The following is a 24,911-nucleotide window of genomic DNA, read 5'->3' as shown; positions in this document are numbered from 1 at the left end:
GCATGAAGGGACCCTTCAGCTGTTTCGACAGTTAGATGGTGCCGCCGGCGGCCGGAGGGGCGCCCGAGGCGTCGTCGACGCTGCGCATCTCCCGGGCCACGAAGTCCTCGAGATCGAACAGGTTGGACCCGGCCCGATCGGCGATGGTCAGCAGCGTCGTCATGCGCGCGACCTCCTCGACCTGCTCCTTGAGGAACCACTGCATGAACTGTTCGCCCAGATAGTCGCCGTCGTCGCGGGCCGTCCGCGCGAGGGTCACGATCTGTTCGGTGACGGCCTTCTCCTGGGCGAGGGCGAGCGCGATGGGCTCCCGGGCGCCGTCGAAACTGCACCGCGCGGGGTCGACCCCGGTGAGTTCGACAGCGATGTCCCGATCCAGGAAGTACTGGATGATCATCATCGCGTGATTGCGTTCCTCGTTGCCCTGCTTGTAGAAGTGGCGGGCCAACTGGGGAAGATCGGCATTGTCGAAATACACAGCGGTCGCGAGGTACTGATGCGACGCATTGAATTCATTGCGGATCTGGTCGTGGAGAAGTGCGTGGAATTTCGTCCGATGCGAATCGTCTGCAGCACTCATGGAGCCACGATATAGGCGCGTGGATCGAATTGTCACCCAAGCGGAACCTAATTAAGCCTAGTATTGCCTCAATTAGTGTTGCCTCAATTCGGCGGACTGTCCCGGTGTTCGGTTTCGCTGCAATTGCCGGGGATGTCGGCAATTGCAGCGAAGGGGTGTCAGGCGCCCGAGCCGGCGATCCGGGGCGCCGTGGAGTCCGCCGTCACCGCGGAACTCATCTCGCGGGCCACGAAGTCCTCGATGTTGAAGTAGTTGTCACCGGCGCGATCGACGATGGTGAGCAGCGTCGTCATGCTGGCGACCTCCTCGACCTGCTCCTTGAGGAACCACTGGACGAACTGCTCGCCGAGGTAGTCGCCGGTGTCCCGGGCCGTGCGGGCGAGGCGCGTGATCTGCTCGGTCACGGTCTTCTCCTGCGCGACGGCGAGGGCGACGGGTTCTCGGACGGACGCGAACTCGGTGACGACGTCGTCGACGCCGGGCACCGTCACCGGCAGGTCGTTGTCGATCAGGTACTGGATCATCATCATCGCGTGGTCGCGTTCCTCGGCGGCCTGGCTGTAGAAGCGACCGGCGAGCTGCGGCAAATCATGCGAATCGAAGTAGACGGCGACCGCGGTGTACTGCTGGGAGGCAGTGAATTCGTTGCGGATCTGGGCCTGTAACAATCGATGGAACTCGCTGGTGTGTGCCGCGTCAGTCATATACGGAACATTACCGCCCGCAATGCCGTCGTAGTGCCGTCGCTGTCGGGACAGCGACGAGCATCACGGTGCGCCGGTGAGGAGGCTCGGGGGAACCTGTCGGTCATTTGCCAGAGCCTCGAAGAATTCCGACGCCTTTTCCCGGTCCCACAGGAGCACGTCGCCCCAGCCGTCGACGACGTCGAAGCCGCCGACCGGGACCGTCGTGGTCACCATCTTGCCGCGCAGCGCCCACGCCAGGCCGGCGAGATTCCACAGGTGATCGCCTTCGGCCACCTGCAGCGAATTGGCCGTCTTCGTCATCATCGGCCACAACCGCAACGGGTTGACCAGCGTCCACGGTGACGTCGCCTTCTTCAGCAGGGCGCTCATGAACGCCCGCTGGTTGTTCATCCGGTCCAGGTCGGCCATCGCCGTCGCGCGACTGCGGACGAAGCCGAGGGCCTCCGGGCCGGTCAGTTCCTGGCAGCCCTCCTGCAGGTTGATGCCTGCCAGCGGGTCGTCGATCGGATACGGCACGCACATGTCGACGCCGCCGAGCGCGTCGACGATGCCCGAGAAACCGCCGAAGCCGATCTCGGCGTAGTGGTCGATGTGCAGACCGGTGGCCTCCTCGACCGTCTGCACCAGCACCTGCTCGCCGTCGTCCTGTGAGAACGCGGCGTTGATCTTGCCGCGACCCATGCCCGGGATGTTCACGTACGAGTCGCGCGGGATCGACACCATCGTGGTGGCGCCGCTCTTCGGAATGTGCACCAGCATGATCGTGTCGGTGCGCTTGCCCTCGATGTCACCGCCGGCGGCGAGTTGCCGGTCCTCCTCGGCCGAGAGGCCGGCGCGACTGTCCGAGCCGACCAGCAGCCAGTTGGTACCCGGGGTGTCCGCGACGCGGCCCGGGTAGTCGGCGAGGGCGTCGACACGGTTCAGTTTGGTGTCGAGGAAGACCACACCGCCGACCGATGCGACCAGCAGCACCACGAGCGTCAACGCGACGCGGCGCAGCCACGTGCCGCGCTTGCGTGGTCGGCGCTGCTTCGGGGGTTCGGCCGGCGCGGCCGGGGGCCGAGGCGGCGCAGGCGGCTGCGGATTGCGCGGCGCCGGCGGGATCCGGCGTGGTTCGGCGTACGGGCGCGGCGTCTGGGTCGGTGCGTGACCGGATCCGCGGGACTGCGAGTACGCCTGCGGTTCCGGTGCCTGCGACCAGGCGCGGGCCGGCTCCGGACGCGGAGCGGGACCGCCGTGCCGCCCGTCGCGGCGGATGATCTGTGTGCCCTCGGGCTGCTGTGGGTGACGCTGCGGCGGCGGCCCGCCCCGACGCGGCGGCGGGGGCGGGGGGACGTTGCGCGGTGGCTGGGGCCGGCCGCGGTGCGGCGGGCCCGGCTGACGTCTGTCGGGGGTCTCGCCGTTCACGACATCCGAGAATACGCACGACGACGGCGAACCGGGGTCAGGGCAGCCACGACAGGTGCCCGCGCAGCAGTGCGTAGCCCACGAAGGCGACGGCGTCGATGAGGGCGTGCGCGATCACCAGTGGCCACAGTTTGCCGGTGCGCTGCCAGTAGCGGCCGAAGATCAACCCCATGACTATGTTGCCGAGACCGCCGCCGAGTCCCTGGTACAGGTGGTAGCTGCCGCGCAGCAGCGCCGACGCCAGCAGTGACGAGTTCTCGCTCCACCCGAGCCGGCGCAGGCGCGAGATCAGGTACGCCACGACGAGGATCTCCTCGGCGGCGGAGTTCGCGATCGCCCACAGCACCAGCACCGGCAGGCGCCACCAGTGGTCGTCGATGGTGCTCGGCAGGACGGTGAGGTTCATGTCCAGCGCGACGGCGGCGAGATAGAACGCCAGCCCGGGCAGCCCGATCAGGGCGGCCAGCCCGACGCCGGGCAGGATCCCGCCGCGCAGCTGCGTCCGCCCGAGACCGATTCGGCGGGGGCCGAGGCCGCTGCGCCACAGCAGGTACAGGCCCAGCGCCGCCCACGCCGCGAGCTTGACGACACCGAGCAGCTGCCGGGCCAGGTCGATGAACGACTGCGTCGACCGGGACGGGTTGAGCGCGACCGCCTGGTCCGAGAGACCACCCGGCTGCAGCGCCGACTCGAGCAGCGACAGGATGCTGTAGACCCCGTTGAGCCCGAACGTGACCAGCAGCACGATGGTGATCTCGAACCAGAGGGCGCGGCGTTCGCGGGCGCCCAGCGGCGGTGCGGACGGAGTCGGCGAGGCAGGCCGGAGCCACGAGTCGACGGTCGTGCGGGTGATCACCTCGCCGACGCTAGCCGCTATCGGTGTCAGAGGTTGTCAGAGGTTGTGGGCGAGCGATTCGGCGCGGGCGCCGAGGCTCGGCAGCCGCAGGTCCGCGAACGGCGTCACCGCGTTGCCGAGCCGGTTCGTCACGAAGGCCACCGACAGTCCGGTGTCGGGGTCGGCGAAGGCGCCGGACCCGCCCATGCCGTAGTGCCCGAACGCGCCCGAGTGCTGGGTGCGGGCCGCGACCAGCGCGGCGTGGTAGCCGAGCCGCCAGTTCATCCGGATGCCCAGCACGTAGTCGCGCGCACGGGTCTGCACCTCGCTGAGCTGCGCGATCGTGTCGGGTTCGAGGAATCGGATGCCGTCGACGACGCCGTCGTTCGCGAACGCCGCGTACATGCGGGCCAGCGCGCGGGCGCTGAACACCCCGTTCCATCCGGGCATGACGAAATCGTGGATCGTGGGGTTGCGCACGAGCAGGTCGAAGCCCTCCGGCATGCCGGCGTCGGCGATGTCCTTCAGGCGCGGCACCCGCGACAGTGTCAGCGACGTCAGCCCCCACGGCACTCCGAACGGGTTGATGTGCGGAAAGACCTTCGCGATGCGCGCCTTCTCGGATTCGGGAACCTGGAACCAGAACTCGGGGATGCCGAGCGGTTCGGCGACCTCGGTGCGGACCAGTTCGGTGAACGGTTTGCCCGCCACCCGTGCGGTCAGTTCCGCGATCAACGTTCCGTAGGTGACGGCGTGGTAACCGGGCATCTTGGTGCGGCGCGGGTCCGGGACGGCCGCGGCGAGGGCCGCGGTCACCCGGTCGTGGTCGAGCAGCGCGAGTCGGCCGGGCACCAGGCCGCGGATCCGGTGCAGTCCGGCGCGGTGACTGAGCAGTTCACGGACGGTGATCGACTCCTTGCCGGCCTCCCCGAATTCGGGCCAGTAGGCGGCCACCGGGGTGTCGTAGTCGACGAGCCCGCGCTGCGCGAGGCGGTGCAACACCGTGCTCGCGACACCTTTGCCGGTCGAGAACGACAGCGTGACGGTCTCCGAGTCCCACTTGCGGATCGGTGACGCCCACCCGGCCCACACGTCCAGGACCGGCCGGCCGTGCAGGTACACGGCGAGGGCGCCGCCGCCGTCGCGGGTGCGATGGAACAGGTGGAAGAACTGTGTCGCGAGCGCCTCGAAGCGCGGGTCGACGAGCATCGTCGTCGGCGGTCGATACGCCGGCTCGCCGGGCTTCCGGCGCGGATCCCCGTCCGAGGCGCGCCGAGGTACTGCGGCAGTCATGACGAATGCACTTCCGATGGTCGTTCGAGATCGCCGAGTGCAATCTCGATCTCATCCGTAAAACACCCGGGGTCCGGCACAGATTCCGGATGCGCGAGGACGCCGAAGTCGACGCGGTCGGCGTACCGGCAGATCGTGATGTTCAGCCCGGTCCCGTCGAACACGATCGACAGCGGGTACATGTGCTGCAACTCGGCGCCGTTCCAGAACAGCGGAGCCCCGGGACCGGGAATGTCCGAGATGACGACGTTGTAGCTGGGCGGCAACAGGTCGCCGAACGGCAGGATACGTGCGACGTTCGATGCGAGCGTCGGGATCGCGGCGATCACGGACGCACCGGCCCCGGCGGCGCGGACGCGGCGCTTCGCGTCGATCATGGAACGGCGGATCCGGTCGAGGCGTTCGTGCGGGTCGTCCAGATCGGTGCCGAGGTTGCACAGCGCCAGTCCGAACGCGTTGCCGCCGGCCGCGTCTTCCCGTCGGCGCTGCGCGATCGGGACCAGACCCACCAGCGACGACGTCGGCAGCGCGTCCCGCGTCACCAGATAGCTGCGCAGAGCGCCCGCGCACATCGCGAGGACGACGTCGTTGCCCGTCGCGCCCGTCGCGCGTTGCACTGCCCGCAACCTCTTCTTGGGCCAGGACCGGCCGGCGAAGACGCGTTCCGGGCGGATCCTGCCGTCGAACACCGTGTGCGGGGCGCGCATCGGCAGAACCGTCGATTCGGTGGTGATCGCGCGGCCGATCCAGTCCGCCGCGCCGACCGTGGTGCGGCGCGCCAGGCCCGCGGCGTCGGCGACCGCGGTCAGACCGCTACCGACCAGGCTCAGTGGATTCCGTCGACGCCGGGCCTGCGGTGCGGGTGCGGCCTCCGGGGCGAGAAGGAGCGGCATGTCGCGGCGGGACGGGTCGGTGGTGAGCGACTGCTCGATCATCCGGATTCCGGACATCCCGTCCAGCGTCGCGTGGTGGATCTTCCCGTAGAGGGCGAACCCGCCGTCGGCGAGACCCTCGATCAGGTAGCCCTCCCACATCGGCCGGGACCGGTCGAGGCGGTTCTCGTGCAGTCGGGCCACCAGTGCGAACAGTTCGGTTTCGTCCCCGGGGTGCGGTAGAGCCAGTCGCTGCAGGTGCCGGCCCATGTCGATGCGCTCGGCCGATCGCCACACGGGGAGGCCGCCGGTGCTGTACGAGAGGACGGGCATCTCCATCAGCGCCGACTGCGCGGACTCGGCGAGGAGCGCCTTCCGGTAGGCGTCGGCCGCGACGCTGTCGGACCCGTCGGGGGAGGGGCCGAAGATCAGCAACACTCCGATGTGCAGCGTTCGGGAACCGATCTCCCCGACGAGGAGCGCCAGATCCACCGGCTGCATCACCGTCATCGCGCACCGCTACGTCCGCTCACAGATTCTCTGTACACCCGTGGCGGCGGATCGGCTGCGGGTTCGGTCTCCGGTGACCGACCCGCAAGGAACTAGTGCCTCGCCCGCAACCCGTTCACGAACGGGCAGCCGACGAGGATCCGCAGCGCCCGGCTCAGGGCCATCGCGTCACCGACCGGTTCGGTGAAGTCGAGACGGACGTCGTGATCTCCGGATGCGCCCTCGATCCGCAGGCGGACCCCGTACCGGTCGATGCCGAGCGGACGCACCCGACCGGTGCGCAGGGTCGACGGCAGGCGCCGGGCCAGCATCTCGACGAGGTCCGCGTGATCCTCCTCGAGGTGCTGCAGCCACACGGTCTCGACGTCCTGGAACGGGTCGGGTGCGGCGGCCAGGAGGGCGTCGATCGCGACGGACTCGGCGCCGCTGCTGTCGGCGACGACGGCGGACTCGAGCCGCAGGGTCAGCAGTGCGGCGCCGTGCCCGAGGTCGAGCAGGGCGGGATCGGGGTGCTCGGCCGCGACGGCGTCGGCGAGCTGCCGGGCCCGCTCGTCGGGCAACGCGACCAGGTTGCCCCGCAACCACACGAGCGAGCGCACGGGTTCCCGCAGTGCGAGCGGTGCGTAGTCGGTGAGTTCGAGGACCGCCGGCAGCCCGCCGGGACCGTACTGCCAGGCCAGCGCGGTGACGGCCGCGTCGGACGGGGCCACGACGACCACCGTGCCGTCGCCGCGCAGGTGGTGCAGCGAGGTGACGACGGGGTCGGTGCCGGCGACGGCGAGGACGGCGTCGGTGGCGCGGGCGCTCGCGCTGCGTACGCGTTCGGCGGTGGACGGTCCGGTGGTGCGGGTCATGACGGCATCCTTCGGTTCGTGGGACGCGAGCTCGGTTTGTTTAGGTAAACCTAAGCTAATTCCTCGGGTGGTGATGGGCAACCCCCAGGCGCGGAAGCGGGAGTTGTCGCCGGTCCGGGCTAACGTGGTGGTGTGTCGATCCCTGTGTCCCTGTCGATGCCGACTCTTCCGTCCCGCAACAGCGAGCCGCAGCCGCTCGTCGCGGGGCTGCTCCATCAGCGGCGAGAGGCCGCCGTCCCGGCCGCCGTTCGCAACTCCGTCACCGCCGGCCACCCGATCGTGGCCGCGTCCGTGCTCACCTCCGCGGTCGGTACCGACGCAGATGCGGGCACCCTGGTCGTCGAGCTCGACGTCGAACCCCGGGCACTCGAGAGCTCCATCGATCACCGCGCCGTCCGGTACCACGTGGACTGCACCACCGAGCAGGTCGACGACGCCCTCCAACTCAGCCTGTCCGCGCCGGTCGCCGTCTTCGTCGCGCCCGACGAATCCGGCCCGACGCTCGCCGAATCGGCGCAGCTCCTCGCCGACGCCGGGCACAGCCCCGGACTCGTCGCCGGTCAGCCGGCCGACGTGGTCGCCGACTTCCTCGCGGTGCTCACCCACACGTCCGTCGGGTTCGTCGCCCGCGCGAACGACGGCGCCGAGGTCCTCGCGCTGCTCGCCGGTACGGTCGCGTCGCTGCGCGGCGACGACGTTCGGACCGCCCTCGCGGCACCGGATGCGACGGCGTTGGCTGCACTGAACCCGGAGGCGGCCGAGGCGGTGCGCGGCGTGCTGCTCGGCATCGAGGTTGCCGATGCGGACGAGGTCGACCGCGTGCTCGCCGACGCCGGTCTGCTGTAACGGAACCGGGACCGATCGCGGAAGTGCGCCGCGGCCGAGTGCGTAATCTCGTAGGCGTGCCACGTATCGCGTACTTCGGACCCACCGGAACCTTCACCGAGATGGCCCTCGCCCAGCTCGAGGCGGCCGGAACGTTCGACGGAGAGGTCGAACGGATCGCCGCCGTCAGCCAGCCCGCGGCGCTGGAGATGGTGCGCCGCGGCGAGGTCGCGGGCGCCGTCGTCCCGATAGAGAGTTCCGTCGAGGGATCCATCCGGCCGACGATGGACGCGCTCGCGCTCGGCGACCGGCTGCAGATCATGGCCGAGACCGAACTCGACGTCGCCTTCACGATCGTCGGACGCCCCGGCACCACGCTCGACGACGTCCGGACCGTGCGCGCGTACCCGGTCGCGACCGTCCAGGTGCAGGGCTGGCTGGACCGGAACCTGCCGAACGCGGTGGTCGAACCGGCGGCATCGAATGCCGGCGCGGCCGAGGACGTCGCGGCCGGTGTCGCCGACGCGGGGGTGTCCACCGCGCTGGCGGGCGAACGGCTGGGGCTGACGGCGCTGGCGTCCGGTGTCGCCGACTACGAGGGGGCGCGCACGAGGTTCGTGCTCGTCACCGAGCCCGGACCGGCGCCGGCACGCACCGGCAACGACCGCACCAGCGTGGTGCTGCACCTCGACAACGTGCCGGGTTCGCTGGTCCGCGCGATGACCGAGTTCGCCACCCGCGGCATCGACCTCACTCGGATCGAATCCCGGCCCACCCGTAAGGAATTCGGGACCTACCTGTTCCACCTGGACTGCGTCGGACACATCGACGACGGCCTTGTCGCGGAGGCGCTCAAGGCGCTGCATCGCTTCAGCGACGTCCGGTTCCTCGGGTCGTGGCCCTCGGCGGTGCCCGGAGGCGGCGCACCGATGCCGGATGCCGACGACACCGCCTGGCTCGAGCGGCTGCGCCGCGGGGAGGCCGGCGCATGAGCGGGCGGCTGATCCTGGTCCGGCACGGTCAGACGGAGGCCAACGTCGAGCGTCGGCTCGACACCCGGCTGCCCGGGGCGCGGTTGACGGACCTGGGGCGTACGCAGGCGCAGTCGCTGGGCTCGCGGCTGGCGCTGCGCCCGCCGACGGCGCTGGTGTCGTCGCAGGCGCTGCGCGCGCGGGAGACCGCGGGATTCGTGGAGACCGAGTCGGGCATCACGCTGCAGGTGCGCGAGGGGCTGCACGAGGCGCAGGCCGGCGAGCTCGAGGACCGCTCCGACCTCGAATCGCACCGAATGTTCGCGAAGGTGTTCCACACGTGGCACACCGGCGATCTGTCGGCGCGCATCCCGGGTGGAGAGTCGGGCTACGACGTCGTCGAACGCTACGTGCCCGTGATCGACGAGTTGCGTGGCGAGTACCTCGACGGCGGGGCCGGTGGCGACGTCGTGGTGGTCAGTCATGGCGCCGCGATCCGGCTCGTCGCCGCCTATCTGTCGGGTGTGCCGGGCGCTTTCGCGGCGGACCGGCACCTCGAGAACACGTCGTCCGTGGAGTTGGTGCCGACGGACATCGGCTGGCAGTGCGTCCGCTGGGGCACCTACGATCCGCCGTTCGATGCCACCCCGCAGCGGCCGTGGTTCGAGCCCGAGGCGGCCGCGGCCACCGACGACCCGATGGGCTGACGGCTCAGACGAGTTCGTCGAGCAGGCCGACCAGGGCCTGACGCAGCCGTCCGGGGTGGCCGGGGCTCAGCGACGTCCAGCGGCTCCCGTCGGCGGCGATGCTGGTGGTGCCGACGATCCGCCCGGCCGCGGTGTCGAATACCGTGACCGGCCCGTGCATCAGGTCGGGGCGCCCGTCCTCGTGGACGATGCCGACGATCTCCGTGAAGACGGGGCACCCGGCCAACGCCGGTCCGATCATCGCGGCGTCCGCGGCGGGCACCCCGATTCCGGCCAGTTCCGCGGCGGCCCGATCGGGGTCGGCGAGACGGTCCAAGGCCGCGCCGAGCATCTCCGTGGGCCGATTGACCACACCGAAGGCGAGGGCATCGGCGGTGCCGAGGGCCTGCGCGACCGGCCCGGCGAGGTCGTGCTGCACGTGCTGCAGGGTGAGCGAGTCGCCGCTGCGCAGCGCCAGCACGGCGCCGTCGTCGTCGAAGGCCAGGCACAGCCGCGCGATGGTGCCGGCGGCGAACCGGCGGGCCGCGATCTCCCCGCGAGGCCGGGCCAGGACCCGCAGCCACCGCGCCAGGTCCGGGTGCACGGACCCTCCGTCGAGCAGTCCGGCCGTGGTGAGCGTGGCGTGCGCGCGGTCGAACGCGGCGTCGCGTGCGGGCACCGAGTCGAAGCGCGAGCCGGCATCGAGCACCACAGGCAGCACGTCGACGTCCAGCAGATGGACCAGCAGATCGAGTTCGTCGACGGTGAGTGCCGCCGACGGCAGCACGGTGCCCACGGGGTCGATGCCCAAGTCGATCACCGCCCGTCCTCGTCCGCGTCGGCGCCGATCACCGACGGGATCACCGTGCGGCCGTCGGTGAAGTGCTCGAAGCTCCGCAGGTAGTCCGGAGTGTTGTGGGCGGGGTCGTCGGCGTCGGCCGCTCCGCGCGGCGCCATCGCCGGGGCACCCGCGGCGGCCTGGTTCCGGGCGGTGGCAGCTGCGGCGTCCGTGCGGACCGTGTCGGAGGGCGCGACGGATCCCGGCCCCGCGGCCGCCCCGCCGTGGCCGGTGCCGCCGCGTGCACCCGAGCCGTCGAGCTGCCCGGCCTGCGTCCACCCTTCGGGCAGGGCGGCACCTGCTCCGCTGCCGATCCCCGCGGCCCGGGATGCCGCGGGACCGAACAGGCCGGACGCACCGGCGGCGCCGGATCGGGATCCGGCCGGACGCGCGTCCCCGGTGGTGCCGGCCGGGCCGGTGCCCGACAGCGCGGATGCGCCCCCGCTGAACCCGCCGAGGACCGCACCACCGATGTTGGCGGCCGCCGACGTGGCGGAGGAGACGGCACCGGCGGCGGAGCCGATCTGCGAGGCCGCCGTCGCCGCGCCCGGGCTCTGCACGAACGCGGTCGCGACCGCCGCGACCGTGCCGACCGGGTCGGTGCGGAAATCGTCCTCGAGCCGGCGCCGAGACACTTCGCCCGCGTCGCCGGCGTCGAGCCCGGCAGTCGCGCCATTGCTGAGCGGCGGTGGCTGGGTGAACGTCTCCGGTGTCGTGACGATGCTCGACGCCGCCTCGTACACCTCCATCACCACGCCGGCCCGGAAGTCCATCGCGCGATCGGCGGCCTCGGCGGCGGCCGCGGAACCGTTGACCACGCCACCGGTGCTGTACGCGGCGGTCTTGGCGGCCTTCACCGCAGTGATCTCCGGCAGGCTCGGCATGGTCATCGCCGCGGTCGTGTACGACCCGGCCTGGGTGGACGCCTTGGTCGACGTCTCCGCGGCGAGCGCGGCGGACTGTTCGACCCACGCGGTGAACGGTGCGAGCCGGGCGAGCGCGGCGTCGGCGGCCACCCCCTCCCAACCCGCGCGCAGTTCCGTCATCACCCGGTTGAGCGTGGCGCCCGCGTCGGCGAGGCTCGCCGACAGCGCCGCCCAGGCCGGGCTCGCCGCGCCGAGTGGCACCGGGCCGGCCCCGGCCGAGAGTGTGGTCGAGTTGACCGTTGCCCCGCGCGGCATCCAGACGACGCCGGTGACACCGATGGTCATGCTGCGTTTCTCCTCGAGATCGACTGACGGGTGGGGTGCGGCGTCACATGCCGGTGATGAGCGAGGTGCCGAGTGTCCGGTCCTCTTCGCGATAGGCGGCGGCCTGTGCCCGGAGCATCGCGGCGGCTGCGGCCAGTTCCTCGATCCCGCGGCTCGTAGCGGCGCCGAAGCTGCCCGCCAGCCGGTTGAAGTAGCCGGCGGCCAGTACCGACACCTCCTCGGCGCCGGACGGCGCGACGTTCAGCGCGGGGGAGTGGACGGCGAGCGAGGTCTGCAGGCGCGTGACGAGCGCCTCGATTTCTCCGGCCGCTGCGAGGAGGACGTCGGGGTCGACATACACGTGGTCCGACATGGCGGTGCACTCCTCGGCTCGGGACGGCGGCAACCGGAACCAGCGGCAGGCTTGTTCCTCGATTGGTTGGACGCCGGAGGAGGCCGGTCGGTTCCATGTGAAACCGACGAAAACTCGTCCTGGGCGGGGGTCAGCCCCAGCCGAGCTCGTGCAGGCGGTCCTCGTCGATGCCGAAGTAGTGCGCCACCTCGTGGATCACCGTCACCATGACCTCGTGCACGACGTCGTCGTCCGTCTCGCACACGTCGAGGATCGCGTCGCGGTAGATGGTGATGGTGTCGGGCAGCGCGCCGCCGTAGTGGCTGTCCCGCTCGGTGAGCGCGATGCCCTGGTAGAGCCCGAGCAGGGTCGGTTCCTCGTCGTTGCGCGGCTCCACCAGCACCACGACGTTGTCGATCGCGCGGGCCAACTCCGGCGGGATGAGGTCGAGCGCCTCGGAGACCAGCTCCTCGAAGCGGTCGGCCGTCATGGTCACCGTCATGTCAGCCGCCGGGGGCCGGCAGCGGCGCCGCACCGGGCAGCGGGGTGGGCACCGAACGTCCGTCGGGGGCAGCGGGCGGCGGGACCGGCGCCTGACCGTTGATCAGGATGTCGCCCTTGGCGCTGCCGACGATGGTGGCGAAGCCGGTGCCGTCGACCTCTTGGCCGATCGAGCAGTTGATCTTGCGGCTGCCGACGAGCCAACTGTCGAGGTCCAGGTTGTCCCAGAACAGGGTGAGCGTCTTGTCGCGCAGCACATCGGGCGACCCGAGGTAGCCGGTACTGGCGTCGGTGCACGCCTTCTCGAGGAACCGGTCCTGGTCCTCGACCGACGGCATGCCGCCGGGGAACTGGCTGGCCAGGTCGATCACGCCGACCACCTCGAAGGCATGGGGCTGGGCGCAGTCGACGGGGTCGGACGGCACGTTCTGGTTGATGCCGACGCAGGTACCCGTCTCCCACACCTTCGACTGGTCCTGCTGCTCGACCAGGCCCTGGAACGGCAGCAGCGTGCCGGTGACGCCGGAGAACTGCAGACCGCAGCGGATGGTCCGCTCGCCGGCCGACCAGCCGGCCTCGCCGGGATTGATCAGTCCGACGCTGAACTTGCCCTTCGGGTCGAAACGCCCGTTCAGGTAGGTGTTGACGGCCGGTGCGCACTGCTCGTCGCGCAGTTCGGAGAAGCGCAGGACGCCCGGGAACTTGGCACCGGGGCCGAACTCGATGCCGGGGTACAGGCTGAGGTCGATGTCGGTGGCCACCTCGAACTGGTGCGGTTGCGCGCAGTCGACCTGCTCGAGGTCGCTCGCGTCGGCCTCGGACCACGTGAGGCAGTCACCGGTCGTGGCCGAACCGAACGCGTCACCGGCGACGGCGCCGGTGGGCTGCGGCCCCACCGTGCTGGTGTGCGCGGGAAGCTTCTCGCCCCGGTCGAAGCCGCCGGCCAGGAAGATCGTGGCGATCGCGGCCAGGACCGCACCGATCGCGACGAGCGCGAGAGCGCGCCTGGTCACGGGCGCGGACAGGTGTCGGCCCCGCTCCGGGTGTGGAGTCGGCTGCGGTTGCTCGTCGGACATCGCCTACATAATGCCCGCATCGGGCGCGGTTGCCGAAGTTTCGGCGTAGGTTCGTGGGGCATGAGTGAGGAATCTCCCGATCGGCGCGACGGCGGGGAGCCCGCGGACGTGCAGGAGCTGGCGGGTCGGTTGTTCGACATGGCCCGCACCGGCGACGCGGCCACGCTGGCGCAGTACGTGGACGCCGGTGTCCCGGTGAACCTCACCAACGGCAGCGGCGACACGTTGGTGATGCTCGCGGCGTACCACGGGCACGCCGACACGGTGCGTGCGCTCGTCGACCGTGGTGCCGACGTGAACCGACCGAACGACCGTGGGCAGACGCCGCTGGCGGGCGCGGTCTTCAAGGGTGAGGACGGCGTGGTGGCCACCCTCGTGGCCGCCGGAGCCGACGCGGCGGCCGGTCAGCCGTCGGCGCTCGACGCCGCACGCATGTTCGGACGCGAGGACTATCTGCGGATATTGGGGCAGCAGCCGGAATGAGCGCGGCGTAACCAAGTAGGGTTTGTGGTCGTGATTGACCTCAAGTTCCTTCGCGAGAACCCCGACGCCGTCCGCACCTCGCAGCGCACCCGCGGCGAAGACCCCGGTCTGGTCGACGCGCTGCTCGAGGCCGATGCATCCCGCCGCGCCGCGATCCTGGCCGGCGACACGCTGCGCGCCGAGCAGAAGGCGTTCGGCAAGAAGGTGGGGCAGGCCTCACCCGAGGAGCGTCCCGCACTGCTCGCCGGCTCCAAGGAACTGGCGCAGAAGGTGAAGGACGCCGAGGCCGCCCAGCACGAGGCGCAGGCCAAGCTGGACGAGGCGCACCGCGCGATCTCCAACATCGTGCAGGACGGCGCCCCGGCCGGCGGCGAGGACGACTTCATCACCCTCGAGACGGTCGGCGAGATCCCGACGTTCGACTTCGAGCCGAAGGACCACCTCGAGCTCGGTGAGTCGCTGGGGCTGATCGACATGGAGCGCGGCGCCAAGGTGTCGGGCTCGCGGTTCTACTTCCTCACCGGCTTCGGCGCGATGCTCCAGCTCGGCATGCTGCAGCTGGCGGCGCAGAAGGCGATGGCCAACGGATTCACCATGATGATCCCGCCGGTGCTGGTGCGCCCCGAGGTCATGCAGGGCACCGGCTTCCTCGGCCAGCACTCGGACGAGGTCTACCACCTGGCCGACGACGACCTGTACCTCGTCGGCACCTCCGAGGTCCCGCTCGCCGGCTACCACTCGGGCGAGATCCTCGACCTGTCGAACGGCCCCAAGCGGTACGCGGGCTGGTCGTCGTGCTTCCGCCGCGAGGCCGGCAGCTACGGCAAGGACACGCGCGGCATCATCCGCGTCCACCAGTTCGACAAGGTGGAGATGTTCACCTACTGCAAGCCGGAGGACGCCGACGCCGAGCATCAGCGCCTGCTCGCGTGGGAGCGCGACATGCTCGACGCGATGGGACTTCCGTACCGCGTCATCGACGTCGCCGGTGGCGACCTCGGATCGTCCGCGGCCCGCAAGTTCGACTGCGAGGCTTGGGTTCCCACGCAGCAGGCCTACCGCGAGCTGACGTCGACGTCGAACTGCACCACCTACCAGGCGCGCCGCCTGAGCGTGCGGTACCGCGACGAGAACGGCAAGCCGCAGACCGCGGCAACCCTCAACGGCACCCTCGCCACCACCCGCTGGCTCGTTGCGATCCTCGAAAACCACCAGCAGGCAGACGGTTCCGTGCGTGTCCCGGCTGCGCTCGTGCCCTTCGTCGGGCGTGAGGTGCTGACGGCGCCGTAGTTTTCCGCCTACAGCTGAAGGGTCCCTTCATGCGCTGCGAGCGCATGAAGGGACCCTTCAGCTTTTCAGGGGCGCGGGTAGTCAGCGCAGGATCAGGCAGGTGGTCGACGCCGTCGCCAGCAGTCGGTCCCGGTCGTCGCGGACCTCGGCGCGCGCGGTCGCGGTGGTGCGACCGGTGTGCTCCGAAAAACCGTGCACCCGAATCGATCCGCCGTCTCCCTTGATGCCGCGGATGTAGCGGACGGTGATGTCGAGGGTGGTGTAGCCGACACCCGCCGGCAGCGTGCTCGACACGGAGAACCCCATCGCGGTGTCGATCATCGTGGCGATGACACCGCCGTGCACGCTGCCGACGGCGTTGTAATGCCACTCCTGCGGTTCCGCCGTGATCTCGACGAAGCCCTCGCGGGCGTCGGTCACGCGGAACCCGAGTGTCGACGCCGTCGGGTGGTGGGGGACCGTGCCGTCGACGAGTCCGCGGACGAACTCGAGGCCGCTGAGGCTGCGGTTGGCCTCCGCGATCGGGGCCGGGTCGTTCCAGGAATAGGTGCGCTGACGTTCGGTGGACACCTACCGGACGGTACCTGGTCGGCTTCCCCGAGCACTCGCGCGAATATTGGAATTCAATTCAGAAACGGAATTCGGACCGCAATTGTTTTCGATGAGAATTTCGGTTCGAGTCGTGGCCTGAGGGTGTTGCGTGCTGAGCCGAGCGGGCGTCGGCCCGCCGCTCGGGCAACGAAGCCCCGGATTTCGGCTAACTGGAGCGCGGTGGGGTTAATCGAGGGGTGAAAGATCTGCGTGGATCTGTAAACCCAGATTCGGACATGGTACTGGACTAGTGTCCATCAGAGTAGGTGCTGTTGAAGGTTGTGAAGCTCGGCGCTCCGGGTGGCACAGGCCGAGCCGACGGGCCGGCCTAGGTTACTGGTCGGTAGTCTGAATTCGCACGGAGCTAACTGTCAGCAACATTTGGACGTTTGATTCGCAAAAGCGATACGCGGATGTAACGGCGCCGTTATGGTGTGTCGACCTATGCGGATTCCCTCCCCCCATCCGCAACTTCTTACAAGGAAGTGGTGCATGAAAAATCCAATAGTTATGCGCTGTGCCGCCCCCATCACAGGCGCAGCGCTCGTGGCCGGCGTGATGTTGGTCGGTGCCCCGGCCCACGCGGTAACCACCACGACGAACTTCACGAGTGCGTGCGTGGCCGGCAGTCTGATCGGCGATCAGGATCAGAACGTCGGTGCGTCGATGACTGTCGACGCTCCAAGTCAGGTCGCGCCCGGAGAGGTCTTCACGTACCGGATTCAGCCGAACGCTTCGTCGTACCCGGACAAGCAGTCCGGTGCGACCACGACCAACCTGTCCCGGTTGAAGTACGACTACGAGCTTCCGGACAACACCGAATGGGTGAGCGGCGCGGTCGTGCCCGGTACGGCGATCGGCCTCGACAACGTGGCCCCGAACGTTCTGCTCGTGAACGACTCCGGTCAGCCTGACGCGAACGGCCGGGTCATTCGACTGTCCGGAAATAATCAGACCATCGGCAATGGCCCGAGTACCAGCCAGAACTCCGAGGGCGGCATCCGCGTTCCGAAGTCCAAGAAGAACCTCGATGGTTCGACCAACGGCAACGGCGAAACATGGTTCCGCTTGCCCGCCGTGGACGTCACCGTCAAGGCGTTGAACGCAGGAGTTGTCACGCCGCGTGTTCGTATCAAGGGCAACGCGGCCAATCACGGCGCTCAGGAGTCGTTCAGCACTTCGTTGGCCAAAGCCAGTTTCCTCGGCACGCAGTGGGCGCCCACTCGATGCACTCCCAGGGACAGCAAGACTGCGCCCCTCAACGCGGGTGCCGGTCCGCTTGCGACCATCAATGTCGTTGCTGCGCAAGAGTCGACTACCACGACGCTGACCGCTCCGGCGACGGCCGAGACCGGTGCGTCGGTCACGCTGACCGCGAACGTCGCGCCCAACAACGCGACGGGCTCGGTGCAGTTCAAGGACAACGGCACCGACATCGGTTCGCCGGTGGCAGTCTCCGGCGGCGTGGCCAGCCTGGACCACACCTTCACCTCGGCCGGTTCACACTCGATCACCGCGGTGTTCACCGCCACCGGTAGCTTCGCCGGATCGACGTCGGCGGCCTCGACTGTGACGGTCTCCGATCCGACTCCCGTCGACGTCGAGACCACGCTGGGGCTGACGGTTCCGCAGACCGCGGAGACTGGAGCGGCTGTCGATCTGACTGCCAACGTGACCCCGTCGAACGCGCAGGGCACGGTCCAGTTCAAGGACAACGGGAACAACATCGGTTCCCCGGTGACCGTGGCGGCCGGTTCGGCGACGCTGTCCCACCCGTTCGCGGCGGCCGGTTCGCACAGCATCACCGCCGAATTCACGGGCGCACCGGGCTTCGCAGGTTCGACCGCGGTTGCGCAGACCGTGACGGTCACCGATCCGGTGGTGCCGGACACGGAGACCACCACGTCGGTGTCGGTTCCGGCTGACGCCGCGACGGGCGCCTCCGTGACCCTCACTGCCAACGTCGCGCCCGCAAACGCGACCGGCACGGTTCAGTTCACCGCCAACGGCGTCGACATCGGATCGCCGGTGCCGGTGTCCAATGGTGTTGCAACGCTGCAGCACACGTTCACGACCGCCGGTGTCCAGGCCATCGGTGCCGTGTTCTCGGGTGACGCCGGATTCGCCGGCTCCACTGCGGCGCAGACGCAAACCGTCACTGTGACGGATCCGGATGTCGCCACCACGACGTCCCTGACGGTTCCGCAGAGCGCGGAGACGGGCACCGCCGTCGATCTGACGGCAAATGTGCTTCCGGCCGGCGCGACCGGCACGGTGCAGTTCCAGGACAACGGTGCCGACATCGGTGCCGCCGTGACGGTGTCGAACGGTGTCGCGACCCTGTCGCACGCCTTCACGACTGTGGGCTCGCACAGCATCACCGCCAGCTTCAGCGGCGGCGCAGGATTTGCGGGTTCGGTGGCTTCGGCACAGACCGTGACGGTGACCGACCCGGCCGTGCCGGACACGGAGACCACGACGACGGTGTCGGCGCCCGCTACCGCTGAGACCGGAACTTCGGTGACGCTGTCGGCGGCGGTGGCTCCGGTCCCCACCGGTGGCACGGTGCAGTTCAAGGTGGCCGGCTCCGACATCGGTGCGCCGGTGAACGTCGACGTCTCGGGTCACGCAACCATGCCGTACACGTTCAATGCTTCTGGTGCGTACGACGTTTCGGCTGTCTACTCGGGTACCACCGGGTTCGCGGCGTCGACCGCATCCGCGCAGACGGTCACGGTGTCGGATCCGACCCCGTCGGATGTGGAGACCACTCTGGGACTGCAGGTTCCGGCTACCGCCGAGACCGGTGACGATGTGGATCTCACTGCGACGGTGACTCCGGCCAATGCTCAGGGCACGGTGCAGTTCTCGGTGGACGGTACTCCCGTGGGTGCTCCGGTGACGGTGTCGGGTGGCGCTGCGACGCTGTCGCACGCCTTCGCTTCGGCCGGCACGAAGTCGGTGACGGCCGCGTTCACCGGCGGTGCCGGGTTCGCGAACTCGACGGCGTCGGCGCAGACCGTGACGGTCTCGGACCCGACCCCGATCGACGTCGTCACCACGACGATTCTGTCCGTGCCGGGCAACGCCAAGACCGGTGAGGCCGAGGACCTGTACGCAACCGTGTACAACTCCACGACCTCGGATGTCGTGCCGAGCGGCGGCACCGTCGAGTTCTTCGACGGCACAACCTCGCTCGGCAGTGCACCGGTGATCGACGGTCTCGCCACGCTGTCGCACACCTTCACCACCGTCGGCACGCACGACATCACCGCGACGTTCAGCGGCGCAACCGGATTCACGGGCTCCACCGCCGCGGCCAAGCAGGTCGTGGTTACGGTCCCGACGCCGGCGGATGTGGAGACGGCCACCGTCCTGACGGTGCCGGCCAACGCGGCCAAGGGCGCTGCGGTGCAGCTGTCGGCTCAGGTGACCGGCGCCGGTAATGCTCCGGTCGACGGCACGGTCCAGTTCTTCGACGGGGCCACCCCGATCGGAGACGCGGTGCAGGTTGTCGACGGCGTCGCGGTTCTGAACCACACCTTCACCACGGCGGGTGCCCACAGCATCCACGCGGTGTTCAGCGGCGGCCAGGGCGTCGCGGACTCGACTTCGGGTTCGCAGACGATCCAGGTCTCCGGTGGCGGCTCGAGCGGCAGCTTGGGCAGCCTGAGCGGAATTCTGGGCGGCCTGCTCGGCAACCTGAATTTCGGTTCGTAAGCAGTAACTGACGGCCCAGGCGGGGCTCCGTCCACCCGGACGTGGCCCCGCTTGTGGTCGTTCCGCGACGTCTCCACGACAATCGCTAGACCTCGGACCCTTCGGCAGCATGGGCGGATTCCGCTTCGGGTTCTGACTCCTGAGGTGAAATCGGGTGTGGCCCTCCGCGCGCCTGTGCGGAGGGCCACAATCGTTTCTGGCCAATCGTCCTCGACTTGGACGTTTGTCCGATAAAGTTCGACTCGCATTTCAGACGCGGAGTCGGGCTGCGGATTGGCTGCAGGGGGTGGCGTGGGCCCTGCAGCGCGCCCCGGCTCGGTACTCATCGGCGCAGTGTCCCAGGTCGAAACCTGATCCATTGAGCTGATGACCGACCGTCGTCGTCGAGAGGGAAGTGCATGGTTGGCAGGGGATTACGCCGAGTAACCGGCGGAGTGAGCGTATTCGCAATGGCTGCGGGATTTGCGGCGGCGGTGGGTGTCGGATCCGCGGCTGCGGCGCCGGGTACTGCGGAGTGGGATGCCAGTGGACGGTATTTCACGCGGACGATCAGCAACGTGTCCCCGGCCGTAGGGGAAACGATCACGTCGAAGACGGTGTTCCAGCGCTCGAGTCTCGAGTATCTGTATGCGGTCAAAGATGTCCATCCGACGTGTCTGACTTACGTTCCGGGATCTGCAAAGGTCAACGGTTCGGCGCGTAGTCCGGAGAGTACGGGCCCGGACTTCGTTCGGATCGAGGGCAGTGTTACGCAGTGGCCGGTTTATGCAAAAGGCGGTTTGATCAATCCGAAGTCGTGGACGCTCGAGGTGTCCTACGTTGTCGGCGCCGATTGCGCGCGTGATACGGCACTGATGACGACCGCCCATATGTCGGGGAGTTCGGGCGCAGACGGCACCTATCAGAACAAGGGCCCGACGATCACGGTGTCGAAGGACGCCACCACGACAGCCCTGGCCGCGGTGCCGACGCCGATGCTGTCGGGGCAGCCGGTGACGTTGACTGCGACGGTCGTCGGCGCCGCGCAGGGCAACACCGTCGAGTTCTACGACGGTGCTACGAAGCTCGGTGAGGGCCAGATCAACGGCTCGGGCGTGGGGACCTACGCTTGGACGCCGACGACAGCGGGTACGCGAAGTCTGACGGCGAAGTTCCCGGGAACGGCGATCGCGAACACGTCGCAGTCGGCGGCGCAGGATGTGCAGGTGCACGCCCCGGTGACGACGGGTACGACGGTGTCGGTTCCGGGAACAGCGGTGACGGGCGCGCAGGTGACCCTGTCGGCGTCGGTGACCCCGTCGAATGCTGCTGGCACGGTGCAGTTCAATGACAATGGCACAGCCATCGGGTCTCCGGTCACCGTCGCTGCCGGACAGGCATCGCTTCAGCACACGTTCAGTGGTGCGGGAGCGCACAGCATCACCGCGGAGTTCGTCGGTGGTCCCGGATTCGCGTCCTCCGCTGCCGCTGCGCAGTCCGTGGTGGTGTCGGATCCGGATGTGACGACGTCACTGTCGGTTGAGGTGCCGGTTTCGGCGATCACGGGTTCGTCGGCGGATCTGACGGCGACCGTGAACCCGTCGAACGCAGTGGGTTCGGTGCAGTTCACCGACAATGGCGCCCCGATCGGCTCTCCGGTTGCCGTGGTGAATGGTGTTGCAACTCTGTCGCACACGTTCACGACGCCGGGTGCACACAGTGTTGGCGCCGATTTCGTTGCCGGAGCGGGCTTCATCAACTCTTCGGCAGTTGCGCAGAGTGTGACGGTAACGGATCCCGATGTGGAGACCGCGCTGTCGCTGACGGCGCCGGGTACTGCGGAGACGGGTGAACTGGCGAGCTTCTCTGCAACGGTCTCGCCGGTCGCCGCGCAGGGGTCGGTGCAGTTCAAGGTGAACGGCACCGCGGTTGGTTCCCCGGTTCCCGTGTCCGGTGGTGTGGCTTCGTTGCCGTACACGTTCACTTCAGCTGGTTCGTTCGCGGTGGCGGCTGAGTTTGCCGGTGCTGCCGGCTTCACGAACTCGTCGGCTACTGCGCAGTCCGTGACGGTGTCGGATCCGGATGTGACGACGTCGCTGTCGGTCCAGGTCCCAGGCTCGGCGACGACCGGTGCGCCAGTGGACCTGACGGCGACAGTCGACCCGGCGAATGCCACCGGCACTGTTCAGTTCACCGACAACGGTGCTCCGATCGGGGCTCCGGCTCCGGTAGTGAATGGTGTTGCGACTCTTCCGTACACCTTCACGGGGCTCGGTGCGCACAGCATCGGGGCGTCGTTCACGGGTGGGCCTGGCTTCGCTGATGTGTCGGCGACTTCGCCAGGGTCGGTCGTGGTGAGCGATCCGGTCGAGCAGACGTCGCTGTCGGTGACTGTGCCGACCGCGGCCACGACCGGTGAATCGGTGAACCTGTCGGCGACGGTGTCGCCGTCGAACGCGCAGGGTACCGTGCAGTTCAAGATCGACGGCATGACTGTCGGATCGCCGCAAACCGTGTCCGGCGGTGCGGCCTCGCTGCCGTACACGTTCGATGCTTCCGGTTCGTTCGCGGTGATTGCAGAGTTCACCGGCGCTACCGGGTTCACGAACTCTTCAGCGCAAGCACAGAACGTCACGGTGACCGCTCCGGTGGTTCCCGACACGGACACCACCACGACGGTGACCGCTCCTGTGACTGCCGTGACGGGTCAGCAAATGACGTTGTCGGTGGCGGTATCACCGGTGCCGACTGGCGGCACAGTCCAGTTCACGGTGGCGGGCACCGATGTGGGTGCTCCAGTCTCCCTGGACGGTAGTGGTCAGGCGAGCATTCCGTACACCTTCGCTGTGTCCGGTTCGTTCGCGGTGTCGGCCGTGTATTCCGGCACAACCGGTTTCGCTGGCTCGACAGGATCGGCGCAGACCGTGACAGTCACGGATCCGGCGCCGGTCGATGTCGTGACGTCGACGTTGGTCGGTGTTCCGGGGTCGGCGACGACGGGTGCGCCGACGACGTTGTCGGTGACGGTGCAGGCGCAGTCGGGTTCGGCGGTGCCGACGGGTTCGGTGCAGTTCCGTGAGAACGGAGGCCTGATCGGGTTGCCGGTGGTTCTGGTGAACGGTTCCGCTTCGATCGAGCACATCTTCGCCTCGGTGGGGACGCGACAGGTTTCGGCGGTGTACACCGCCGATGCCGGGTTCGTGGGGTCGACGTCGGTCGACCGTCCGGTGGTGGTGTCGGCTTCGAATCCGTCGGATGTGGTGTCATCGGTGGTGATTGCCTCGACGCAGTCGCCGACGGCCGGTGCGCCGTACGTGTTGAAGGCGCAGGTGATCGGTGCGCCATCGTTGCCGGGCACGGTGCAGTTCTTCGACGGTGGTGTCGAGATCGGTGTTCCGGTTCCGGTGGTCGACGGGGTTGCTGAGCTCACGCACACGTTCACGCAGAGCGGGCCGCGTCAGATCCATGCGGTGTACTCGGGTGGCACGGGCGTGGCGGGTTCGACGTCGGTGACGCACACCCTCGATGTCGTGCAGTCCGGTGGAGGCACGGGTGGCACCGGGTCGCTGGACCTCGGATCCTTGGGCAGCCTGAGCGGATTGGGATTCGTTTTCTGATGAGTCGCGAATGAGCCAATCGGGACCCCTGGTAATCCAGACCGGGGGTCCCGATTGACTTGGATGACCAAACCCCCAGATTCGATTGTCGGCGAACACAATCACCGCATTTCGGTCCGCAACTGGACGACCGTCCGATAGTCTGTTGACGCTCATCCCTACCACTGCAGCCGGGGAGACTCGATGGGTGTCGCGGGGCAGCTGATGTGACTTGTAAACCACTGGCAATGCGGCAGATTCGCGTATCTCCACCGCACAGTGCATCGGAAGGAAGTAAGAGATGGCCCGATCATCGATTCGTGGCATCGTCACGCGAGCTACGGCGAGTGCCGTGCTTCTCGCTGCTGTCGGCCTCGGCCAAGCAATGGTAGGTCAGGCCATCGCGTCGGCAGACCCGTCGCCGCGTGACACCGCGACGCAAACGGTGACGAACGACAACATCACCGCTACCAAGACGGTGACGCCGGCGACCGCGTACCGCGGCGACGACGTGACCGTGAAGATTCGAATCGACGCAAAGGGCACCGATCGCTACCTGCGGGAGTTCACCGACATCGCACCGGTCGGTTACGAGTTGCGATCCGTGACTTCACGGGCATGGCGCAGCGGTCCACTGTTGGGTGACTGGAACCAGGGCGGGCAGTTCGACAACACGCCGACTCAAGACGCGAACGGTGCAGTCAAGTTGTCATGGCTCGGTCACGGCGACTGCGTCGGCGCCGCATGCAAGTTGGTCCTCGTCGACAAGGGTGTCGATCTGACCTTCGTCTATAAGGTGCGAAACGATGCAGCAGTGGGCCCGCGTCAGGCCGGCATGTCGATGAACATCTATGCATTCGTCGGTACCCAGGTCTGGAACCCCATGACGGGTCTGAATCTCTCGGTGACGCAACCGTCGGTCGCGACCACCACTACCGTCACCGTTCAGCCGGTCGCCAAGGTGGGTGCAACCGTCCCGCTGACCGCGTCGGTGAATCCGACTGACGCGAACGGAACGGTCCAGTTCAAGGAGAACGGGGCCAACATCGGTTCTCCCGTCACGGTGACCAACGGGGTGGCCACGCTCGATCACGTCTTCAACAACCAGGGAACCCGCTCGATCAGCGCAAGTTTCCTCGGGTCGGGCCCGTACGCGGACTCGAGCGGTGCAGCGAAAAATGTTGCAGTCACCGTACCCGGGCCTAACGACCAGGACACCACTACGGTCATGACGTCTCCGGCGAGTGCTGTGTCCGGTACAGCCGTGAATCTTTCGGCCCAGGTCTCCGGCGCGCCGGCGTTCCCCGGAACGGTTCAGTTCTTCGACAACAACGCGCCGATCGGAGACGCGGTCACTGTGAACAGCTCCGGCGTGGCCGTCTTGAGCCACACGTTCACCGTTGCAGGCCCGCACAACATCGCCGCGGTCTATTCCGGCGGTACCGGCGTGAACGGCTCGGTCGCGACCGAGCAGACCGTGAACGTGACGGATCCAGTGCCCGGGCCCGGCGGCACCGGCTCGCTCGGCAGCCTCAACTTCGGCTCCTGATCTCGACGCGGGCCGCCGACCCTTCTCGGGGTGAGTGTCGGTGGCCCGTCTTCAGCTCTATCGGTTCTTCCACCAGCGGTCGGTGATTCGCCGCCCGTGACCCCGAAGGGAAACAGATATGACGCGATCGTCGTTACGATCCGCCGTCTCGAGAGTGATGGTCGGCGTGGTCGCCGTTGCGGCTGTCGGCGTCGGCCAAGCGGTCC

Annotated in this window: 22 protein-coding genes; 8 read left to right on the top strand and 14 right to left on the bottom strand. The window is 68.5% G+C overall.

Annotated elements, in window-relative coordinates; genetic code table 11:
- Window positions 1-31: 31 nt before the first annotated feature.
- The 7 genes from PSS76_RS00265 to PSS76_RS00235 form a co-directional block, all read right to left on the bottom strand.
- Window positions 32-580 (bottom strand): ferritin, encoded by a 549-nt coding sequence (locus PSS76_RS00265; RefSeq protein WP_005516379.1) that lies wholly within the window; start codon window positions 578-580, stop codon window positions 32-34.
- 158 nt (window positions 581-738) lie between these two features.
- Entirely contained in the window at window positions 739-1,284 is a 546-nt protein-coding gene (locus PSS76_RS00260) for a ferritin (protein WP_005516378.1), read from the bottom strand.
- 63 nt (window positions 1,285-1,347) lie between these two features.
- A complete protein-coding gene (locus tag PSS76_RS00255; protein ID WP_080559334.1) occupies window positions 1,348-2,547 on the bottom strand; it encodes an LCP family protein in 1,200 nt (399 codons plus the stop codon).
- Window positions 2,548-2,731: 184 nt separating this feature from the next.
- Complete coding sequence (locus tag PSS76_RS00250; RefSeq protein ID WP_005516375.1) at window positions 2,732-3,550, bottom strand: CPBP family intramembrane glutamic endopeptidase; 819 nt, start codon at window positions 3,548-3,550, stop codon at window positions 2,732-2,734.
- A 36-nt stretch (window positions 3,551-3,586) separates the two neighbouring features.
- Window positions 3,587-4,822 (bottom strand): serine hydrolase domain-containing protein, encoded by a 1,236-nt coding sequence (locus tag PSS76_RS00245; RefSeq protein WP_005516374.1) that lies wholly within the window; start codon window positions 4,820-4,822, stop codon window positions 3,587-3,589.
- The gene (locus tag PSS76_RS00240) at window positions 4,819-6,204 is read right to left on the bottom strand and encodes a wax ester/triacylglycerol synthase family O-acyltransferase (RefSeq protein ID WP_013414488.1); all 1,386 of its coding nucleotides are present in this window, start codon (window positions 6,202-6,204) and stop codon (window positions 4,819-4,821) included. The genes PSS76_RS00245 and PSS76_RS00240 overlap by 4 nt, the downstream gene beginning before the upstream one ends.
- Before the next feature lie 92 nt (window positions 6,205-6,296).
- A complete protein-coding gene (locus PSS76_RS00235) occupies window positions 6,297-7,058 on the bottom strand; it encodes a DUF2470 domain-containing protein (protein WP_005516371.1) in 762 nt (253 codons plus the stop codon).
- 132 nt (window positions 7,059-7,190) lie between these two features.
- Between PSS76_RS00235 and PSS76_RS00230 the strand changes: the two genes are divergently transcribed.
- Genes PSS76_RS00230 through PSS76_RS00220 form a run of 3 tightly spaced genes read left to right on the top strand, consistent with a single transcriptional unit; the run spans window position 7,191 to window position 9,561 of the window.
- Window positions 7,191-7,904 carry a hypothetical protein gene (locus PSS76_RS00230; RefSeq protein WP_084847061.1) on the top strand — a complete coding sequence of 238 codons (714 nt, stop codon included), beginning with the start codon at window positions 7,191-7,193 and terminating at the stop codon, window positions 7,902-7,904.
- 56 nt (window positions 7,905-7,960) lie between these two features.
- The gene (gene pheA / locus PSS76_RS00225) at window positions 7,961-8,875 is read left to right on the top strand and encodes a prephenate dehydratase (RefSeq protein WP_013414491.1); all 915 of its coding nucleotides are present in this window, start codon (window positions 7,961-7,963) and stop codon (window positions 8,873-8,875) included.
- Complete coding sequence (locus tag PSS76_RS00220) at window positions 8,872-9,561, top strand: histidine phosphatase family protein (RefSeq protein ID WP_013414492.1); 690 nt, start codon at window positions 8,872-8,874, stop codon at window positions 9,559-9,561. Before pheA ends, PSS76_RS00220 begins: the two co-directional genes overlap by 4 nt.
- Before the next feature lie 4 nt (window positions 9,562-9,565).
- Here PSS76_RS00220 and PSS76_RS00215 read toward each other — a convergent pair whose 3' ends face one another.
- The 5 genes from PSS76_RS00215 to PSS76_RS00195 all read right to left on the bottom strand — a co-directional run bounded on the left by PSS76_RS00215 (window position 9,566) and on the right by PSS76_RS00195 (window position 13,497).
- Complete coding sequence (locus PSS76_RS00215; protein ID WP_081186149.1) at window positions 9,566-10,360, bottom strand: ESX secretion-associated protein EspG; 795 nt, start codon at window positions 10,358-10,360, stop codon at window positions 9,566-9,568.
- Window positions 10,357-11,589: a PPE domain-containing protein gene (locus PSS76_RS00210; RefSeq protein ID WP_013414494.1), complete on the bottom strand. Its 1,233-nt coding sequence runs from the start codon at window positions 11,587-11,589 to the stop codon at window positions 10,357-10,359. Before PSS76_RS00210 ends, PSS76_RS00215 begins: the two co-directional genes overlap by 4 nt.
- A gap of 43 nt (window positions 11,590-11,632) precedes the next feature.
- Complete coding sequence (locus PSS76_RS00205) at window positions 11,633-11,941, bottom strand: PE family protein (protein WP_005516359.1); 309 nt, start codon at window positions 11,939-11,941, stop codon at window positions 11,633-11,635.
- 130 nt (window positions 11,942-12,071) lie between these two features.
- Complete coding sequence (locus PSS76_RS00200) at window positions 12,072-12,422, bottom strand: metallopeptidase family protein (protein WP_013414495.1); 351 nt, start codon at window positions 12,420-12,422, stop codon at window positions 12,072-12,074.
- 1 nt (window position 12,423) lies between these two features.
- Window positions 12,424-13,497: a septum formation family protein gene (locus PSS76_RS00195; protein WP_005516357.1), complete on the bottom strand. Its 1,074-nt coding sequence runs from the start codon at window positions 13,495-13,497 to the stop codon at window positions 12,424-12,426.
- A 60-nt stretch (window positions 13,498-13,557) separates the two neighbouring features.
- Here PSS76_RS00195 and PSS76_RS00190 point away from each other — a divergent pair, with 60 nt between their 5' ends.
- Window positions 13,558-13,980 carry an ankyrin repeat domain-containing protein gene (locus tag PSS76_RS00190; protein ID WP_005516353.1) on the top strand — a complete coding sequence of 141 codons (423 nt, stop codon included), beginning with the start codon at window positions 13,558-13,560 and terminating at the stop codon, window positions 13,978-13,980.
- Between the two features lie 30 nt (window positions 13,981-14,010).
- A complete protein-coding gene (gene serS, locus PSS76_RS00185) occupies window positions 14,011-15,270 on the top strand; it encodes a serine--tRNA ligase (RefSeq protein WP_013414497.1) in 1,260 nt (419 codons plus the stop codon).
- A gap of 81 nt (window positions 15,271-15,351) precedes the next feature.
- On the opposite strand, the gene PSS76_RS00180 is transcribed toward serS, so the two are convergent.
- Window positions 15,352-15,840: a PaaI family thioesterase gene (locus PSS76_RS00180; protein ID WP_005516350.1), complete on the bottom strand. Its 489-nt coding sequence runs from the start codon at window positions 15,838-15,840 to the stop codon at window positions 15,352-15,354.
- Window positions 15,841-16,371: 531 nt separating this feature from the next.
- Here PSS76_RS00180 and PSS76_RS00175 point away from each other — a divergent pair.
- Window positions 16,372-19,581 carry a beta strand repeat-containing protein gene (locus tag PSS76_RS00175; RefSeq protein WP_064059740.1) on the top strand — a complete coding sequence of 1,070 codons (3,210 nt, stop codon included), beginning with the start codon at window positions 16,372-16,374 and terminating at the stop codon, window positions 19,579-19,581.
- An 854-nt stretch (window positions 19,582-20,435) separates the two neighbouring features.
- Window positions 20,436-23,177 (top strand): beta strand repeat-containing protein, encoded by a 2,742-nt coding sequence (locus PSS76_RS00170; RefSeq protein ID WP_337455724.1) that lies wholly within the window; start codon window positions 20,436-20,438, stop codon window positions 23,175-23,177.
- A gap of 372 nt (window positions 23,178-23,549) precedes the next feature.
- Here PSS76_RS00170 and PSS76_RS00165 read toward each other — a convergent pair whose 3' ends face one another.
- On the bottom strand, window positions 23,550-23,702 hold the full coding sequence (locus tag PSS76_RS00165; protein ID WP_162096939.1) for a hypothetical protein: 153 nt from the start codon (window positions 23,700-23,702) through the stop codon (window positions 23,550-23,552).
- 205 nt (window positions 23,703-23,907) lie between these two features.
- On the opposite strand from PSS76_RS00165, the gene PSS76_RS00160 reads away from it, so the two are divergent.
- Window positions 23,908-24,705 (top strand): Ig-like domain-containing protein, encoded by a 798-nt coding sequence (locus PSS76_RS00160; RefSeq protein WP_162096940.1) that lies wholly within the window; start codon window positions 23,908-23,910, stop codon window positions 24,703-24,705.
- The last annotated feature ends 206 nt before the right edge of the window (window positions 24,706-24,911 follow it).

Source organism: Prescottella sp. D32 (assembly GCF_037287305.1).
GTDB lineage: Bacteria > Actinomycetota > Actinomycetes > Mycobacteriales > Mycobacteriaceae > Prescottella > Prescottella equi.
The sequence above is the reverse complement of the archived record's forward strand: the minus strand, read 5'-3'. Positions and strand labels throughout refer to the sequence as shown.